Origin of the sequence: Paenibacillus sp. P32E (assembly GCF_001909085.1) — a bacterium.
GTDB classification, from domain to species: Bacteria; Bacillota; Bacilli; order Paenibacillales; family Paenibacillaceae; genus Paenibacillus_AQ; species Paenibacillus_AQ helianthi.
The window spans coordinates 132,334-147,652 of the sequence record NZ_LVYY01000057.1; the positions used below are offsets into that span (position 1 = coordinate 132,334).

Annotated in this window: 20 protein-coding genes, 1 tRNA gene and 1 pseudogene; 15 read left to right on the plus strand and 7 right to left on the minus strand. The window is 47.2% G+C overall.

Annotated elements, in window-relative coordinates; translation table 11 throughout:
- The first annotated feature begins 100 nt into the window (after nucleotides 1-100).
- Nucleotides 101-1,117, plus strand: a complete 1,017-nt coding sequence (locus tag A3848_RS26810; RefSeq protein ID WP_074088026.1) for a S66 family peptidase — start codon at nucleotides 101-103, stop codon at nucleotides 1,115-1,117.
- A 52-nt stretch (nucleotides 1,118-1,169) separates the two neighbouring features.
- Here the strand turns inward: A3848_RS26810 and A3848_RS26815 are convergent, their stop codons facing one another.
- From A3848_RS26815 to A3848_RS31955, 5 genes and pseudogenes are all read right to left on the minus strand, one after another.
- A complete protein-coding gene (locus A3848_RS26815; RefSeq protein ID WP_074088027.1) occupies nucleotides 1,170-1,466 on the minus strand; it encodes a YxcD family protein in 297 nt (98 codons plus the stop codon).
- 1 nt (nucleotide 1,467) lies between these two features.
- The gene (locus A3848_RS33195) at nucleotides 1,468-1,590 is read right to left on the minus strand and encodes a hypothetical protein (RefSeq protein ID WP_256701955.1); all 123 of its coding nucleotides are present in this window, start codon (nucleotides 1,588-1,590) and stop codon (nucleotides 1,468-1,470) included.
- Nucleotides 1,591-1,605: 15 nt separating this feature from the next.
- Nucleotides 1,606-2,184 carry a beta-class carbonic anhydrase gene (locus A3848_RS26820; RefSeq protein ID WP_074088029.1) on the minus strand — a complete coding sequence of 193 codons (579 nt, stop codon included), beginning with the start codon at nucleotides 2,182-2,184 and terminating at the stop codon, nucleotides 1,606-1,608.
- Between the two features lie 178 nt (nucleotides 2,185-2,362).
- A complete protein-coding gene (locus A3848_RS26825; RefSeq protein ID WP_074088030.1) occupies nucleotides 2,363-2,617 on the minus strand; it encodes an iron-sulfur cluster biosynthesis family protein in 255 nt (84 codons plus the stop codon).
- A gap of 78 nt (nucleotides 2,618-2,695) precedes the next feature.
- Nucleotides 2,696-2,935, minus strand: a pseudogene (locus A3848_RS31955) (cytidine/deoxycytidylate deaminase family protein); the annotation flags it as partial.
- A 119-nt stretch (nucleotides 2,936-3,054) separates the two neighbouring features.
- Here A3848_RS31955 and A3848_RS26835 point away from each other — a divergent pair.
- From A3848_RS26835 to A3848_RS26875, 9 genes are all read left to right on the plus strand, one after another.
- Complete coding sequence (locus A3848_RS26835; RefSeq protein ID WP_074088032.1) at nucleotides 3,055-4,572, plus strand: carboxypeptidase M32; 1,518 nt, start codon at nucleotides 3,055-3,057, stop codon at nucleotides 4,570-4,572.
- A 93-nt stretch (nucleotides 4,573-4,665) separates the two neighbouring features.
- On the plus strand, nucleotides 4,666-5,313 hold the full coding sequence (gene trhA / locus A3848_RS26840) for a PAQR family membrane homeostasis protein TrhA (RefSeq protein WP_074088034.1): 648 nt from the start codon (nucleotides 4,666-4,668) through the stop codon (nucleotides 5,311-5,313).
- Nucleotides 5,314-5,461: 148 nt separating this feature from the next.
- Nucleotides 5,462-5,818, plus strand: coding sequence for a putative DNA-binding protein (locus tag A3848_RS26845; protein ID WP_074088036.1), 357 nt, complete (start codon nucleotides 5,462-5,464; stop codon nucleotides 5,816-5,818).
- Between the two features lie 21 nt (nucleotides 5,819-5,839).
- Nucleotides 5,840-7,225: a signal recognition particle protein gene (ffh, locus tag A3848_RS26850; RefSeq protein WP_074088038.1), complete on the plus strand. Its 1,386-nt coding sequence runs from the start codon at nucleotides 5,840-5,842 to the stop codon at nucleotides 7,223-7,225.
- Between the two features lie 368 nt (nucleotides 7,226-7,593).
- The gene (gene rpsP / locus A3848_RS26855; protein WP_019910363.1) at nucleotides 7,594-7,866 is read left to right on the plus strand and encodes a 30S ribosomal protein S16; all 273 of its coding nucleotides are present in this window, start codon (nucleotides 7,594-7,596) and stop codon (nucleotides 7,864-7,866) included.
- 22 nt (nucleotides 7,867-7,888) lie between these two features.
- Complete coding sequence (locus A3848_RS26860) at nucleotides 7,889-8,119, plus strand: KH domain-containing protein (RefSeq protein WP_074088041.1); 231 nt, start codon at nucleotides 7,889-7,891, stop codon at nucleotides 8,117-8,119.
- A 105-nt stretch (nucleotides 8,120-8,224) separates the two neighbouring features.
- On the plus strand, nucleotides 8,225-8,749 hold the full coding sequence (rimM, locus tag A3848_RS26865) for a ribosome maturation factor RimM (RefSeq protein WP_074088042.1): 525 nt from the start codon (nucleotides 8,225-8,227) through the stop codon (nucleotides 8,747-8,749).
- Nucleotides 8,749-9,501: a tRNA (guanosine(37)-N1)-methyltransferase TrmD gene (trmD, locus tag A3848_RS26870; RefSeq protein WP_074088231.1), complete on the plus strand. Its 753-nt coding sequence runs from the start codon at nucleotides 8,749-8,751 to the stop codon at nucleotides 9,499-9,501. Before rimM ends, trmD begins: the two co-directional genes overlap by 1 nt.
- Before the next feature lie 820 nt (nucleotides 9,502-10,321).
- A tRNA-Pro gene (locus A3848_RS26875) sits at nucleotides 10,322-10,395 on the plus strand.
- A gap of 172 nt (nucleotides 10,396-10,567) precedes the next feature.
- On the opposite strand, the gene A3848_RS26880 is transcribed toward A3848_RS26875, so the two are convergent.
- Nucleotides 10,568-10,774: a hypothetical protein gene (locus A3848_RS26880; protein ID WP_074088044.1), complete on the minus strand. Its 207-nt coding sequence runs from the start codon at nucleotides 10,772-10,774 to the stop codon at nucleotides 10,568-10,570.
- Nucleotides 10,775-11,003: 229 nt separating this feature from the next.
- Between A3848_RS26880 and A3848_RS26885 the strand changes: the two genes are divergently transcribed.
- Complete coding sequence (locus A3848_RS26885) at nucleotides 11,004-11,255, plus strand: hypothetical protein (protein WP_074088046.1); 252 nt, start codon at nucleotides 11,004-11,006, stop codon at nucleotides 11,253-11,255.
- Nucleotides 11,256-11,347: 92 nt separating this feature from the next.
- Here the strand turns inward: A3848_RS26885 and A3848_RS26890 are convergent, their stop codons facing one another.
- Nucleotides 11,348-12,295: a hypothetical protein gene (locus A3848_RS26890; protein WP_074088047.1), complete on the minus strand. Its 948-nt coding sequence runs from the start codon at nucleotides 12,293-12,295 to the stop codon at nucleotides 11,348-11,350.
- A gap of 363 nt (nucleotides 12,296-12,658) precedes the next feature.
- Here A3848_RS26890 and A3848_RS26895 point away from each other — a divergent pair, with 363 nt between their 5' ends.
- From A3848_RS26895 to ylqF, 4 genes are all read left to right on the plus strand, one after another.
- Nucleotides 12,659-12,946 (plus strand): hypothetical protein, encoded by a 288-nt coding sequence (locus A3848_RS26895; RefSeq protein WP_074088049.1) that lies wholly within the window; start codon nucleotides 12,659-12,661, stop codon nucleotides 12,944-12,946.
- A gap of 148 nt (nucleotides 12,947-13,094) precedes the next feature.
- A complete protein-coding gene (rplS, locus tag A3848_RS26900) occupies nucleotides 13,095-13,439 on the plus strand; it encodes a 50S ribosomal protein L19 (RefSeq protein WP_074088051.1) in 345 nt (114 codons plus the stop codon).
- Between the two features lie 191 nt (nucleotides 13,440-13,630).
- The gene (lepB, locus tag A3848_RS26905; protein ID WP_074088052.1) at nucleotides 13,631-14,251 is read left to right on the plus strand and encodes a signal peptidase I; all 621 of its coding nucleotides are present in this window, start codon (nucleotides 13,631-13,633) and stop codon (nucleotides 14,249-14,251) included.
- Nucleotides 14,252-14,280: 29 nt separating this feature from the next.
- Complete coding sequence (gene ylqF / locus A3848_RS26910; protein ID WP_074088054.1) at nucleotides 14,281-15,141, plus strand: ribosome biogenesis GTPase YlqF; 861 nt, start codon at nucleotides 14,281-14,283, stop codon at nucleotides 15,139-15,141.
- The last annotated feature ends 178 nt before the right edge of the window (nucleotides 15,142-15,319 follow it).

The window sequence follows — 15,319 nt, forward strand, 5'->3', positions numbered from 1 at the left end:
ACCGGCAGCGTGCCGAATCTAAGTTCATGTTTTTTTTGCCCGGAAAACACCGGAGAATGATAGACTAAGTATAAAGCAAGTAAGTTATAGGAGGTTCAAGATGATTACATACCCTGTACTTGAAAAAAGAGCAACCATTGGTGTGACCGCATCCTCGGCAGGGGTTGGCCCAGGATCTGTGGAGCTGTTCGGGGAAGCCTGCAGCCGCATGAAGGAGAGAGGGTTTCAGGTTATTTGCGGCGATACGGTCTATAAGCATGACAAGGCCAAATCCGCATCCGGCAAGGAGCGTGGCACTGAGTTCAATCAGATGATGAGTGATGACAGGATTGACCTGATCATTCCGCCCTGGGGCGGAGAACTGCTGATCGAGATGCTGGAGCATATTGACTTTGGGAAGGTGCGGCACAAATGGGTCCTGGGCTTCTCTGATATTAGCCTGCTGCTGCTAGTGATCACCTTGCGGACAGGGATAGCGACTGCGCATGGACCAAGTTTTGGAGATTTGCGCGGAAAGGTTACAGACGAGACTACAGCGATGTGGCAGACGGTGTTATCCACCGCAAGTGGACAACCGGTCGTCCAGCGCTCTTCGCTGAACTACCATCAGGAGGTGGAGGGAGCGGAACCATCGCCGTCCCTATTCCATTTAAATACCAGAACACAGTGGAAGACGGTCTCAGGTGATGCTGTGTCTCTCAGGGGCCGGCTGCTTGGAGGCTGCATTGATATCATCCGCCATATCATAGGCACACCCTACGGAGATGTGCGTCACTTTCAAGAAGCCTTCATTCATCAGGAACCGGTCATTTGGTATCTGGAGTATTGTGAATTGAACACAGTTGATCTACGCCGCTCTCTGGTGCAGATGAAGCTGGCCGGCTGGTTCGAGAACTGTTCCGGTGTGATGTTCGGCAGAGGCGGCACCAACACACCCATAGACAATTACACGGCAGAGGATGCATATAAAGAATTGGCCGAAGAACTGCAGTTACCCGTTGTTTACGATTTGGATTATGGTCATGTTCCTCCGCAAATGACGCTGATCAATGGAGCATACGCCGAGGTAAATGTTGCCGGTGGCTCAGGGGTAATCACACAATATTTTTATGAATAGCAGTATCTTCAGAAAAAAAGAGACAGCCAAGGTGCTGTCTCTTTTTTTGGAACTATAAAGTTGACGTATTCACAACCGCCGTGATCTCATCATCCAGTTCCAGTCGGACATCTTCACGGTAGGCACGTATGCCATACTCACTGTGCGTGTAACGGAGGATTGCTTCGATCATATTGGACTCCACCAGGAACGGGCTGCGGCCTTCGATCCACACCTCTGCGGTGTATCCGGTGTCTTCTTCCCAGCTAAGCTCCACCTGGACATCCTGAACCCGAACGCTCTTGCGTTCAGCCATATGCATACAGATGGCATTAATAATCTCATCCATCGTAAGAATGGTTGCCCCCATATTAGTAACGTCCACCCTGTTCCTGAAGTCTGCGCCGTTCCTTTCTGCGCCGGAAGAAGGACATAATCATGATTACGACGAGATAGATGGCCAGCATAAAAAATGCGCGGATCGTATGATCCACGCAAACAGCAGATTATCAGAGAGTTGCCTTGTTCTCCACGTAACCGTCAGACACCAGTTCAAGCGCTCCGGTAGCCGGATCGATGATCATGCCGTGAACAGGTACGTTTGGGGGGAGTAAAGGATGGCGCTTAATCAGCTCCACAGTCTGAATTACCCCTTCTTCCACATTGTCAAACCCGCGCAGCCACTTCGTGAGCTTAATTCCCGAGTTCTCCAGAGTGGATAACACCTGCTCTGATACCCCGCGTTCTTTAATGGAGTTGATCATTTTGTCCGCATTCAGTGAAGCCATCCCGCATTCATAGTGTCCCACGACAATTACTTCATCCGCATCCAGCTCATACAGGGCTACCATAACGCTGCGCATTACGCTGCCAAAAGGCTGGGATATGACGGCACCGGCGTTTTTAATGATTTTGACGTCCCCGTTCTTGAAATTCATAGCCTTGGGGAGAAGCTCTACAAGCCTTGTGTCCATGCAGGTGATGATCAGCATCTTTTTGTCAGGAAAGCGGCTGGTCAGATAGGTTTCATATTCTTTTTGTTCGACGAATTTCTTGTTAAACTCCATAATATCAGTGATTTGGCTCATGACCTGCTGCCTCCTAAAAGTTTTTTTAGCGATACACCCTCCGATTCAGCCCCGAAAAACTGTCTCGAAAGCATACGCCAAGTTTTGTGAGCATCCTGCTCCGAGAATGTTAATTCCTAATATACTCCTTAAACACCCTTTTCGCACATATGTACTTGATAAAAAGGATGTTAAAACATTATTTGGTGGTTACGCTGCATAGAGTTCCGGTGGTCTCCAGGGGCATACCGGTGCTCCGCACATCCCGCACAAGAATATTCATGCCATAAATCTGTGAATTGCTGTCCAGCTTGAAGGAAGATATACGCTCGTCTGCATCTAGACGCATACTGTCCTCATAGAAGATTTCCTGCTGGCGGCTGATAACAAAAGGAAGATTGTCCGTCTCTATCGTAGTATCTCCGGCTTCCGCTTGATTCACGACCAGCAGCATATGGATACACTCCTTTGGATGAAGTTTGAGGGTTATTTAAAATTTAAAGATATAATCCTCTGAAGTTGATTATACGGATTATAATGAACCGGCGTCAATATTCCGTGATTTATCTGGACACTTCACTAGAAAAGGAGTGGATCGGTTATCTAAGATACCGAAGCCTTCGAATACATTCAGCCCTTCTGCTTGCTGATCATGTGACATACTATAGACTACTTTCCCTGAATTTGACCATACCATGGCTCCAGTACACATTATGCAAGGCTCACAGCGGGTATGCAAAGTATATTCATTCAGATCAAAAATGTTGTTTTCAGAGCAACAAGAGAATAATCTCGTCTAAGCCATATTCATGCAGGTGCGGTTGATTATAAGGATTTAAAAAAGTATCATCAAGAGGAGCTGGTAAAAATAGAGAAAGCGGGTGTTCAATCATGGAACAACTGGTCCAGGAAGAGTGGGAGAAATTCAGCGGGCTATTATCCAAAATTAGCGGGTACACAGAAGCGATTGGCTTACTGCATTGGGATTTGCGCACAGGCGCCCCACGCAAAGGTGTGGAGATTCGTTCCAATACCATCGGGTTGATCAGCGGAGAGATCTTCAGACTGCAGACTTCTCCGGAAATGGGCGAGTTCACAAAATATTTCAGCCGCCCGGAAGTCATGACCCAATTAAGCGACATCCAGAACAAGATCGTTAAAGATTGCCGCAAGGAGTATGAGCGCAGCCAGAGTATACCTTCCAAAAGCTATGAGGAGTACTCCATGCTCACCGCCCATGCCCAGACGATTTGGGAGGAAGCCAAGGAAACTGATGATTTTGATTCCTTCGAACCGTACCTAAGCAAAATTGTTGCGTTCACACAGGAGTTTATCGACCACTGGGGTGTGAAGGACACCCGCTATGATACTCTGCTCGACATGTACGAGCCCGATCTGACGGTTGAGAAGCTGGATGATATCTTCGGACGTCTGCGCAGCCGCCTCGTTCCCCTTGTCGAGGCTATAACCGCATCCAAGAATAAGCCCGATACAGAGTTCCTGGCCCAGATATTCCCTAAGGAGCAGCAAGAGAAGTTCGGGTTATTCATTCTAGAGCAAATGGGCTTCGACTTTGAAGCTGGTAGATTGGATGAAAGTGTGCATCCGTTCGCTACCGGGCTAAACCCGGGGGATGTGCGCATCACGACAAACTACTTGCTGGACAATGTCTTAAGCGCTGTATTCAGCTCACTGCATGAAGGTGGACATGCTCTATATGAACAGAATATCAGCAAGGATCTTGTAGGCACACCTCTGGCTCAAGGGGCATCCATGGGTATTCATGAATCCCAGTCCAGACTATGGGAAAATATGATTGGCCGCAGCCGTTCATTCTGGCAACGCTACTACGGAGATCTTCAGCAGCATTTCCCTGAGCAGCTGGCCAACGTCGAAGTGGAAGACTTTTACCGTGCAATCAACAGTGTAGCGAATTCCTTCATCCGCATTGAAGCCGATGAATTGACGTACAACCTGCATATCATTGTCCGCTATGAGATTGAAAAGCTTATTTATAATGAAGGACTGGAAGTGAAGGATCTGCCTGGGGTATGGAATGCCAAGTATCAGGAATACCTGGGGATTACCCCTCCGAGCAATGCCCTGGGAGTGCTGCAGGATGTTCACTGGTCCGGCGGGGACTTCGGTTATTTTGCCTCATATTCACTGGGAAATATGTATGCCGCACAAATTTTGAATACACTTCGTAAGGAATTGCCGGAGCTTGAAGATCTGATAGCCGCCGGCAACCTGTTGCCGATCAAGGAATGGCTAACAAACAAAATCTACCGTTTTGGTCAGAGCCTGACTCCATCACAAATCATTGAACAGGTGACAGGTGAGCCGCTGAACCCTGATTATCTGGCCGATTATTTAGAAGCTAAATATACGGAGCTGTATAAACTATAATCAACTTATAGACCCAGGGTCTGCAGCAAAGTGGAAGGACTTCGCAGAAGGGAATATAATAGAAGGAAAGCGCAGAATGGAAGGAATAGTGGAATGGCAAATACACACACATACAGTCGCAAGGAAGAGGTCGCAAATGCAGTAACGCATGGGATTGGAGCGGTATTGAGCATAGTAGCTCTTGTGCTGCTGGTCGTCTTCGCTGTACAGAACGGCACAGCCTGGCATGTGGTCAGCTTCTCCATTTACGGTGCCACGATGCTGCTGCTGTATATTAATTCAACACTGGTGCATAGTCTTAGAGAAGGGAAGGCCAAGGACTTCTTTGAATTTCTGGACCATTCCTCCATCTACTTGTTTATTGCCGGTACATACACACCCTTTATGCTGGTGGCGATCCGGGGGACACTAGGTTGGACCTTGTTTGGGATTGCCTGGGGCGTAGCTGTGTTCGGCGTTTTCTTCAAAGCCTTTTTCGTTAAGAAATTTCTGTTCATGTCCACCATTTTTTACATCGCCATGGGCTGGATGATTGTGATTGCCTGGAATCCGCTCTCAGCGGTGATGGCAGATGGGGGCATGGCCTGGCTGCTGGTCGGCGGGCTGCTGTATACACTGGGAACGGTTTTTTATGTGTGGCGGGGATTCCCCTACCATCATGCAATTTGGCATTTGTTTGTTCTCGGAGGCACCATAGTCCACTTTTTTGTTGTGCTTCTTTACGTGCTGCCAATTCACTGATGGGTGCGCTCCGCCATGGGGAAATACACTTTTAGAACAAAGAACGAGATGACAAGCAAAAAGGCTTGACATCTTTCTTTGTTTTAGGTATCATAAGGGACGTTGTGAAGCTGTAAAGTGTTTTTCCTTGACGAAGGGAGTGCCCTTAATGAGTCAGGAGAATAGGCTCGAGAAAACCAACCGGATTAACTTGTTGTTTGCTTTTTATGAACGCCTGCTTACGGATAAGCAGCAAACGTTTCTTAAATATTATTTTCACGATGACTTCTCCCTGGGAGAAATCGCCGCTGAATTTGAAATTAGCCGCCAAGCCGTATATGAGCACATTAAGCGTGCGGAGCAGGTTCTGGAGAATTACGAAGAAAAGCTGGGATTGCTTACGAAGCATGAGAGCCGCAACAAATACTTAGAAGAACTGCGCAGACTGCCGGAGAATGGGATGCTGCCTGAGCAATATACACTGCGGTTCACGGAGCTCGTGGATCGTTTGCAGAGGTTAGAGTAGCATGAAGGGAGAAAGCTGCATATGGCGTTTGAAGGTTTAACCGGAAGATTGCAGAATGTGTTCAGCAAGCTGCGTGGCAAAGGTAAAGTATCCGAAGAAGACGTAAATGAAGCCATGCGCGAAGTACGGCTGGCCCTTCTGGAAGCCGACGTTAACTTCAAGGTAGTCAAGGACTTTGTGTCCAAGGTGAAGGAGAAGTCCGTTGGCAAGGAAGTAATGGACAGCTTTACTCCCGGCATGGTAATTATTGATATCGTCAACAAGGAACTGACCGAGCTGATGGGCGGAAGCCAGGCAAAGCTGGCTAAGTCGAACAAGCCGCCGACCGTGATCATGATGGCTGGTTTACAAGGGGCAGGGAAGACGACCACTTCAGGCAAGCTGGCTAAGCTGCTGCAGAAGGGGAATCACCGCCCGCTGTTGGTAGCTGCCGATATTTACCGCCCGGCTGCGATCAAGCAGTTGCAGGTGCTGGGTGAACAGATCAAGGCTCCTGTATTTACGCTGGGTGATCAGACGAGTCCGGTGGAAATTGCCAGACAAGCTGTTCAGCATGCGAAGGATAACAACCTGGATTACGTGATTATCGATACTGCAGGCCGACTGCATATTGATGAAGAGCTTATGGAAGAGCTGAAGCAGATTCATAACGTTGTAAGTCCTGACGAAGTGCTGCTCGTTGTAGACGCAATGACTGGTCAGGATGCCGTTAACGTTGCCGACAGCTTCAATAAGCAGCTCGAACTTACCGGGGTTGTACTGACGAAGCTTGATGGCGACAGCCGCGGTGGTGCCGCACTGTCTGTCAAGGCGGTCACTGGCTGCCCGATCAAATTCGCTGCACTAGGTGAGAAGATTGATGCGCTGGAGCCTTTCCATCCTGAGCGGATGGCATCCCGTATTCTCGGAATGGGTGACATGCTGTCGCTGATCGAGAAGGCACAGGCCAACATCGATACCGAAAAAGCCAAGGAAATGGAACGTAAGATGCGCAATGCAGAATTTACGTTCGATGACTTCCTGGAGCAAATGGACCAAGTCAAGAAGCTTGGCCCTATCGACCAGATTCTCGACATGCTTCCTGGCATGAACAAAGCCAAGGGCATGAAGGACCTCAAGGTCGACGACAAGCAGATGGGCCGCGTCGAAGCTATTGTTCATTCCATGACCAAAGCCGAGAAGGCTCAGCCTGAGATCATCAACCACAACCGCCGCAAACGCATTGCCACCGGCAGTGGAACCAACGTGGCTGAGGTTAACCGTCTCATCAAGCAGTTCGATGAAATGCGCAAAATGATGAAGCAGTTTTCCGGCATGATGGGCGGCGGAGGCAAGGGTGGCAAGAAAAACGCCATGAAGCAGCTCAAAGGACTTGGCGGTAAAGGAATGAAGTTCCCTTTCCGTTGATCACATCTTTTGATCTCAGTCCTTTGATCTTCATATAGATCAGACATTGTACAACATCAGATGATCAAGGGTTTTGATCTTATTCTTTTGACCTTGATCTTAGTCTTTTGATCTTAAATGTTAAATCTTTACCCGTTGCTAGGTACCGCTGCAGTTAAGCGTGTCCCGCAGGGACGGCAAGCGTTCCTACTCCCAACATTCCAAGGTAGAGCCAGTCTGAATGCCCACGCCAGTTGCACTTAGCCGGGTGTCCAGAGGGCGGAGCCCTTGGGGCCCTCCCTTGGCTAAGGGAGGGTTTGGGAGGGATCGAAAAAGGTTTCTCAAACATATTGTAAAATTTTCGATATTCTTATAAGGAGGTGAATTTCGTGGCAGTACGTATTCGTCTGAAAAGAATGGGTGCACATAAAGCGCCTTTCTATCGTGTAGTGGTTTCCGATTCCCGGTCCCCTCGTGACGGTCGTTTTATCGAGGAAATCGGTTATTATAATCCGATTGAAGTACCGGCAGTAGTTAAGATCGATGAGGAAAAAGCTCTTAAATGGCTTCAAACAGGTGCGCAGGCATCTGATACCGTCCGCAATCTGCTTTCCAAAGCAGGCGTGATGAAGAAGTTCCATGAGCTGAAGCAACAGAAATAATGACTGATTGCGAGGGTCCTCTATGGAAGAATTAGTTGGAGTTATTGCTAAGGCTTTAGTGGATCATCCAGAGGATGTGGCTGTACGGACTGTGGAGAAGGAACACCTGATTGTCTATGAGCTTTCTGTGCATCCAGATGATGTCGGCAAGGTCATCGGCAAGCAGGGCAGGATCGCCAAAGCGTTCCGTACCGTGGTCACATCTGCAGCAGTCAAGAGCGATAAACGCGTTACCGTGGATATTTTATCTTAAAGAATGCGTTCAATGAGGGGCTAGGGATAGTATATCCCGGCTCCTTTTTGTTGAAATATATAAGCAGGAACATACTGTACAATTATAAGTAAAGGAGAGGATCAGATGACGGAAGAGCTGAATGTAGGCAAGCTGGTCAATACACATGGAATTCGCGGGGAGATCAAAATATTATCCTCTACCGATTTTCCGGAAGTCCGATTTGCACCGGGTAAAAAACTGCTTGTGGTTCCCGCCGATGGAAGCCCAAAATTCGAGGTAACCGTGGAAACCGCAAGAGAGCATAAAGGAATGTATATTGCCAAGCTGGAGGGATACACCAACATTAATCAGGTCGAGAAATATAAAGGAAGCATGCTGAAGGTTCCGAGTGACGATTTGGTGGAGCTGCCAGAGAATGAATACTACTTCCACCAGATTGTCGGCTGTGAGGTGTATACCGATGTGGACGACAGTCAACCCCTCGGCCAAATTACTGAAATTCTTCAGCCTGGTGCCAATGATGTATGGGTGGTAAAGCCGGCTAAAGGTCCCGAAATCCTGATTCCGGTAATCAACGATGTCGTACTAGATGTGGATATTCAGGCCAAGAAAATTAAGGTGCACTTGATGGAAGGGCTGCTGCCATGATGCGGATTGATGTGCTGACGCTTTTTCCTGAAATGTGTGAAGGTGTATTCGGCACTAGCATTCTAGGCAAAGCACGAGAAAAAGGGATCGTCTCACTGAATGCAGTTAACTTCCGTGACTTCTCCGGAAACAAGCATAACAGCGTGGATGATACGCCATATGGTGGTGGAGGTGGGATGGTGTTGAAGCCAGACCCTATCTTTGCCGCTGTGGAGCATGTGCTTGCTGTACTGGGAAATCAGAAGAAACCGCGCATCATTTTGATGTGCCCTCAGGGCCAGACGTATACTCAGCAGATGGCAGAGGAATTGGCACAGGAAGAGCATCTTATTTTTATCTGCGGTCATTATGAAGGCTACGATGAGCGGATTAGAGAGCATCTGGTGACGGATGAATTGTCGATCGGAGACTACGTACTTACCGGGGGGGAGCTTCCTGCGCTTACAGTGATCGATTCGATTGTGAGGCTGCAGCCTGGGGCGCTGGGCAATGAGACCTCTGCGGTGACTGATTCGTTCAGTACCGGTCTGCTGGAGTATCCGCATTATACCCGTCCGGCTGAATTTAGAGGGTGGAAGGTACCGGACATTCTGCTCAGTGGACATCATGCGAACATCGAAGTATGGCGGCGTGAACAGGCACTACAGCGTACTTTGGAACGCAGGCCGGACCTGTTAGAGACAGCTGAGTTGACGGTGAAGGATAAGACTGCTCTGGAACGACTGAAGAGATCGAGCAGTAATACACTTTAGTGGATATTTACTATAAAATGGAATATTTGACGTCTCGTTAACATATACTATGTTAATGAGGCGTTTTTTGTTGTGTTTGTTCTGCAATACAAATCTATGCAAAAGCTGAAAGGAAAATGAGACCCATAGAATATCTAAAAAAAAATGCGAGCAGATGTGCGTTACAATCCTGTTTTTTGGGTAATTAGAAGAGGCGACGGAAATGAAGCTCAGATACAGCTATTTCAACTATCGAAAGGAATGAACATTAGTGACTACGAATACGCGTGAAGAATTCAAGCCAGACGTGGACACTGTCCACAAGGAAGCGGAGCCGCTCCGCACAGTAAATGATATTATCGATTTCTATACCAATCGTAAATCATAAGACCAATATAGTATGAATAAAAACCACTACCTCAGCTGACCTGCCGGAGTAGTGGTTTTTTATATCGGGATCAAAGGCATGGCATAAAGAGATTTGAAATATAAAAAAGACCGTCCGAAGACGGTCTCTTTACCCGAGGCGCTAGTTAAAACTTTGATCCGTATCCCGCGCCACCAGGGCTAGAACTTCAGCCGTTGGTCCGGGTAAGGGATACGTTCAACATGTCATGATTGATGTGAACGCACCTCCTTTCCTTGTGCCAAGAGTATAGCATAGCTGCTGCGAAAAAACCATGAATTTTAAGAAAAAAATAGTTTAGAGATTTGGAAAATTCCACTTGAAACTATTATAAATCTGCGGTATACATAAAATGAAGGTAAAAATCAGAGGCGCTTCAGTTCTACTATTGCGTTGAATGCGTATATTGAACAAAGGGCAGCAATACATATGCGTCGGGGTATAGCGCAGCCTGGTAGCGCGCACCCTTGGGGTGGGTGAGGTCGCAGGTTCAAATCCTGTTACTCCGATCAACTGGATATCATTGAGACAAAGAGAATCACGTTCAGCTGGTTAAGATACCGAAGCGACGTGATTCTTTTTGATGTGCTCGTAGTAAGCTTGTCTGCAATAAAAAACACTTCCTGCTGAACCAAAGGTCCAGAGGAAGTGTTAAGGAAGAATATGGAGGTTATCCGTGGCTCAAACCCTAGAACCGTGATCGCGGTGGTTCCGGCGATCTTTGGCAAGCATCACAATACCCGAACCGAGCGCGTAGATAGCTACTACCGAAAATAATACGACCACCCATGTGTAATTCCGTACAGTATAGGTAAGCGATGCAAAGATGATGAACCAGGCGATACGAAGCACCCCTTCATTGATAAATCTTTTGCCAGCTGCACTCATGAGAATTGCCTCCTCTGATAAAACTAAATTTGTCCATCCTTCGTAAGCGCTCTAATTATGAATATTATAATAATAATAACTCCTTTTTCTCAAAAATGATACACAATGTTCACAAGTACTTTGTTTCACAGATATTTTTTTTATTGCTATCTGCCACACGGCTACTGCCGTTCCCGGCTTATCCCCCTCCGCATACCATACAGAATCACGAATGAGGAGGGGTTCTCAGGTGGAAGCCTATTATAATTGTCTGCATTGTATGAACAAAAGAGTTCGCATCATGACTACAGACGGTAAGCGGCATGAAGGAATCATTGTGAATGTGGATAGAAATAATGTATATTTGAAAACAAAGGGCAACGGTAAAATGAAGACATCGGCATTTAATCCTTACGGAAATTACTATGGCGGGTTTTACGGGTACGGCAGTGAGATCCTGACGTTAAGCTTGTTCACTTTGCTGGCTATAGCACTGATTTAGTTCCAGACACACAAAAGAAGCCAATCTCAAGGCGAGACTGGCTTCTTTTGTGTGTCACAGTGAGGCTGGTTCAGCCCCACTGATTTCATATGCTATTGAACTGTAATAGAACCAATTTGTGTGGATAGTGAGATGAGTGGACCGCCGCCATTCATTTCCCTTTTTCGGGATCCGCTTCCGGTAATTTGACCGAGCTCGCTTTTAGTGGATACGGTGCACTTGAGTCCGCTGTTGAGATCAGCAGTTATTTTGCCGATATCGCTGCTTGCCATTAGTGAGCTTTCAGACTCCATGCCTCGGATATCCAGTTCGATGCTACCCGTATTGGATTTCACTGTTGATTTTCCGCTGAATTGTACAGCCTCGAGAACTATTGCGCCTACATTGCTGTCTATGTGGAAGGTGCCATTCAGGCCATGCAGCCGAATTGCTCCGACATTGTTGCTGATATAGTATTCATCCATAGTTGAAGGTACCTGAATCTCATAATTGATGCTGAAATCGGAAGAGCCATACTTCTTTTGGGCCCAGGTCCATAGATCTTTTTGGGGCTCATTCATGGCATGCGTGGATACCTTAAGCTCATTCCCGTCAGCTTGAACTGTAACTTCTGCGCTGTCTAGAATTTTCTGTTCTGTCTCCTGATTATGACCGGGGTGTGTGATGACTGTTGCTTTAATGGTGATGAAATCGCTATTCCCGGAAATGATCTTCACTTCACCAACGCTATTCTCCAGAACTAGTGCTGATACAGAATCGGCTTTTTTAGCAATATTGAGCTCTTTGCTCAAACTGCCCGTTTTTATTTCTTCAGCCACCTTTGCAGCGCCATTCTGAACAGCCTGCTCCACACCTAAGGTCGCCTCGCCTAAACCTTGCTTTACTGTCTCAACGGTTTCCTGCTGGAAATTTCCGTTTAATCGCTGTTCAAGCTGATGGTCCGCAGCTTCTTTGCCTGGCAGCTCCCGGCAACCGGATAGCAGTGCAATAGAGAGAACGGCGACCGCCGCGATGATTGCTGTATTATGATTTCTTTTCAATTTAGACCCTCCCGTAATTGCTTGTCGCTTATGTATAATCCATACTATATCTTATGGGAAAAAATTGAAAAACAGGCCGGGGACGGGTTACTGTACTGGACTAAAGTCTAGGATGCCTTGGTCGGCTACATTTCATTGAAGAGGTATGCTAGAATAAACAATGTAAGTGATGTTTTGAACGTGAAGTCATTGTTTTTGGCGAGGCTGAAGCAAACGGCTAACATATATTTGGATATAGGGCTGTTGCAGCCAGCTTGATTAAGCTTTGCTTCAGCGCTGGAGAAGTGTTATCGTCGCCATGTGAGGCCCGGGATGGTCTGTTTACTATTAGACTGACACCAGTCAAGGGAGCGGATGATACAGATGCAATATGCGGCAGTTGTAGTTGTGTTGTTAGTTGGTGTGGTTGTATATTTTGGTTACTTCAGCCCAAGAAGACAATCTTCAAGGCCGAAAAACAGCACTGCCAGTAATGTGATTTCTATGGACCGTCACCGAAAAGCCAAGCAGAGTACTGAGGAACAGCCTTGCTCTTCCTGTAAAAAGAAAAACGGTAAGCTGATCTTCTATGCTCAGGATAACGGGACGGTTGTCGGCTTGTGCAAGGACTGCAAAGTAAAGGCGAAGAAGCGGGATATGATGCCTCTCTGAATCTCGAAAAATAAGTTGTCTTTTCTGGTGGTTTATGATAATATTATTTCTGTTGTGTGGAATACGGTGGTCCTCTGCGGATAATGAGGGAGAGCAATGATCTCTCCGGAAGAGGCAAGAACACCTGTACGGAAGGAGGAAGTCCTAAATGAATATCCTACAAGCAATTACGCAAGAGCAACTTCGCAAAGATATCCCGAGTTTTCGCCCGGGTGATACTTTGAAAGTGCATGTAAAAGTTATCGAAGGAACTCGTGAACGGATCCAGTTGTTCGAAGGCGTTGTAATCAAACGTCGCGGCGGTGGAATTGGTGAGACTTTTACGGTTCGTAAAATCTCTTACGGTGTTGGTGTGGAAAGAACTTTCCCAATCAACTCGCCAAAGATCGAGAAAATCGAAGTGGCTCGCCGTGGTAAAGTGCGTCGTGCGAAGCTGTATTACCTTCGTGACCTGCGCGGTAAAGCTGCAAGAATTAAAGAAATCCGTCGCTAATATTGCGGCAAGGGAAAGGGGCTTGATTTCAAGCCCCTTTCGTTTATTCTTCTATTAATATAGTATAGATCATATATGCCTTAGGATCAGCTTCTCCGAAAAGGCCTCCTGACGGAGTATTCGTGGAGGAGTTTTTGGCAGGAGTTTTTTTGTTGTATAGTGAGGGTAGCATATAGAGAGGATGGTGAACTATGCAGCAGGATTTTCAGCAGGGACAAGGTGAAATTGTGGAGCCTGACGGCAAGAATCCCCGCAAGCCCAAAAATGAAGTGTTGGAATGGATTAAAGCAATCGCTATTGCTTTGATTCTGGTGATTTTGATACGCTGGCTTTTGTTCAAGCCGTTTATTGTGGATGGACCTTCTATGCGGCCGAATTTCCATACCGGTGAACGTGTGATTGTCAATGAAATCTTATATGACATCCGCTCGCCTCAGCGGGGTGAGGTTATTGTGTTCCATGTACCATCTGAAGGTAAGGATTTCATCAAACGTGTAATCGGCGTAGCTGGGGATACCGTAAAAGTCGAAGGCGATGTTGTTACTGTGAACGGCGAACCGGTAAATGAAACTTACATCAAAGGTGCGATGGACCAGGCACATAATAATAACACATTGTACAACAACACGAATTTCCCGAACGAAGACATTACGGATGGAACAGTTCCGAAAGGGCATGTCTTTGTTATGGGGGATAACCGTTCCGACAGTAAGGACAGCCGGATGATCGGCTATGTGCCGTTGAGCGATATTGTCGGACGTGCAGACCTGATCTTTTGGCCGGTCAAAGATATTACAATGATTAAACATTAAGTTGACGGAAGTCAAAGGAGGTGACGGCAATGGCCATTCAATGGTTTCCTGGTCATATGACGAAGGCTAGGCGGCAAATCGAGGATAAGCTGAAGCTGATTGATGTATGTATAGAATTGCTCGATTCCCGTCTGCCGCTATCCAGCCGCAATCCGATGATTGACGATATTTTGCGGGACAAGCCAAGACTGATTATTCTGAATAAAGCGGACTTGGCAGACCCTGAAGCTACACGGAAATGGCTGGCCTATTTCAGGGCAGAGGGCCATGTTGCGCATCCGGTAGATGCGGCTACTGGCACGGGCATCAAGGAGATTCCTGAGCAGGTTAAGCTGCTGCTGAAGGAGAAGATCGACCGGCAGATTGCCAAAGGGATGAATCCGCGTCCAAGCCGGGCGTTGATCGTTGGGATTCCTAATGTGGGCAAATCTACGCTCATTAACCGGATGGCTGGCAAAAACATCGCAGCAACGGGTGACCGCCCGGGCGTTACCAAAGGACAGCAATGGATTAAGACGGGTGGAAATCTGGAGCTTCTGGACACGCCAGGGATACTATGGCCGAAATTCGAGGATCAGGATGTAGGCTACCGTCTGGCGGTAACCGGTGCGATCAAGGAAGAGATCCTGAATATTGAGGATATCGCTTTTTTTGCAGTGAAGTATCTGGTCAAGGATTATGGAGCAAGCTTCCAGGAGCGTTTTGGAATCGAGAAGCTTCCTGAGGATCTGGAGAATCCAGACGAAATTGTTGCTGTTATGGAAGCTGTCGGCCGTAAACGGGGTTGTCTAATCAGCGGTGGCCGGGTGGACCTGGAGAAGGCTTCACGCCTATTGCTGCATGATCTGCGGGCGGGGAAGCTGGGACGGTTTACACTGGAGACACCTTAAATACAGAATCATGAGGAATGGAAGAACCATCCGAGTCATTGGGGTGGTTTTTTGTTATGCAAGCGTGAATGAATGGTCCTGAAATTGGAAGGGGTATTTTGAGCAAAAAGTGGGATGACCAGGGCGTATTCTTATGATAAGCTGGCTTGTACAAGGAATGGGAATTTAGAATTGGTGG

Excerpts from the sequence above, each read along its gene's own strand:
- A3848_RS26810 (WP_074088026.1), top strand. The coding sequence starts at position 101 with ATGATTACATACCCTGTACTTGAAAAAAGAGCAACCATTGGTGTGACC.
- A3848_RS26815 (WP_074088027.1), bottom strand. The coding sequence starts at position 1,466 with ATGGGGGCAACCATTCTTACGATGGATGAGATTATTAATGCCATCTGT.
- A3848_RS26820 (WP_074088029.1), bottom strand. The coding sequence starts at position 2,184 with ATGAGCCAAATCACTGATATTATGGAGTTTAACAAGAAATTCGTCGAA.
- A3848_RS26825 (WP_074088030.1), bottom strand. The coding sequence starts at position 2,617 with ATGCTGCTGGTCGTGAATCAAGCGGAAGCCGGAGATACTACGATAGAG.
- A3848_RS26835 (WP_074088032.1), top strand. The coding sequence starts at position 3,055 with ATGGAACAACTGGTCCAGGAAGAGTGGGAGAAATTCAGCGGGCTATTA.
- trhA (WP_074088034.1), top strand. The coding sequence starts at position 4,666 with ATGGCAAATACACACACATACAGTCGCAAGGAAGAGGTCGCAAATGCA.
- A3848_RS26845 (WP_074088036.1), top strand. The coding sequence starts at position 5,462 with ATGAGTCAGGAGAATAGGCTCGAGAAAACCAACCGGATTAACTTGTTG.
- ffh (WP_074088038.1), top strand. The coding sequence starts at position 5,840 with ATGGCGTTTGAAGGTTTAACCGGAAGATTGCAGAATGTGTTCAGCAAG.
- A3848_RS26860 (WP_074088041.1), top strand. The coding sequence starts at position 7,889 with ATGGAAGAATTAGTTGGAGTTATTGCTAAGGCTTTAGTGGATCATCCA.
- rimM (WP_074088042.1), top strand. The coding sequence starts at position 8,225 with ATGACGGAAGAGCTGAATGTAGGCAAGCTGGTCAATACACATGGAATT.
- trmD (WP_074088231.1), top strand. The coding sequence starts at position 8,749 with ATGCGGATTGATGTGCTGACGCTTTTTCCTGAAATGTGTGAAGGTGTA.
- A3848_RS26880 (WP_074088044.1), bottom strand. The coding sequence starts at position 10,774 with ATGAGTGCAGCTGGCAAAAGATTTATCAATGAAGGGGTGCTTCGTATC.
- A3848_RS26895 (WP_074088049.1), top strand. The coding sequence starts at position 12,659 with ATGCAATATGCGGCAGTTGTAGTTGTGTTGTTAGTTGGTGTGGTTGTA.
- rplS (WP_074088051.1), top strand. The coding sequence starts at position 13,095 with ATGAATATCCTACAAGCAATTACGCAAGAGCAACTTCGCAAAGATATC.
- lepB (WP_074088052.1), top strand. The coding sequence starts at position 13,631 with ATGCAGCAGGATTTTCAGCAGGGACAAGGTGAAATTGTGGAGCCTGAC.
- ylqF (WP_074088054.1), top strand. The coding sequence starts at position 14,281 with ATGGCCATTCAATGGTTTCCTGGTCATATGACGAAGGCTAGGCGGCAA.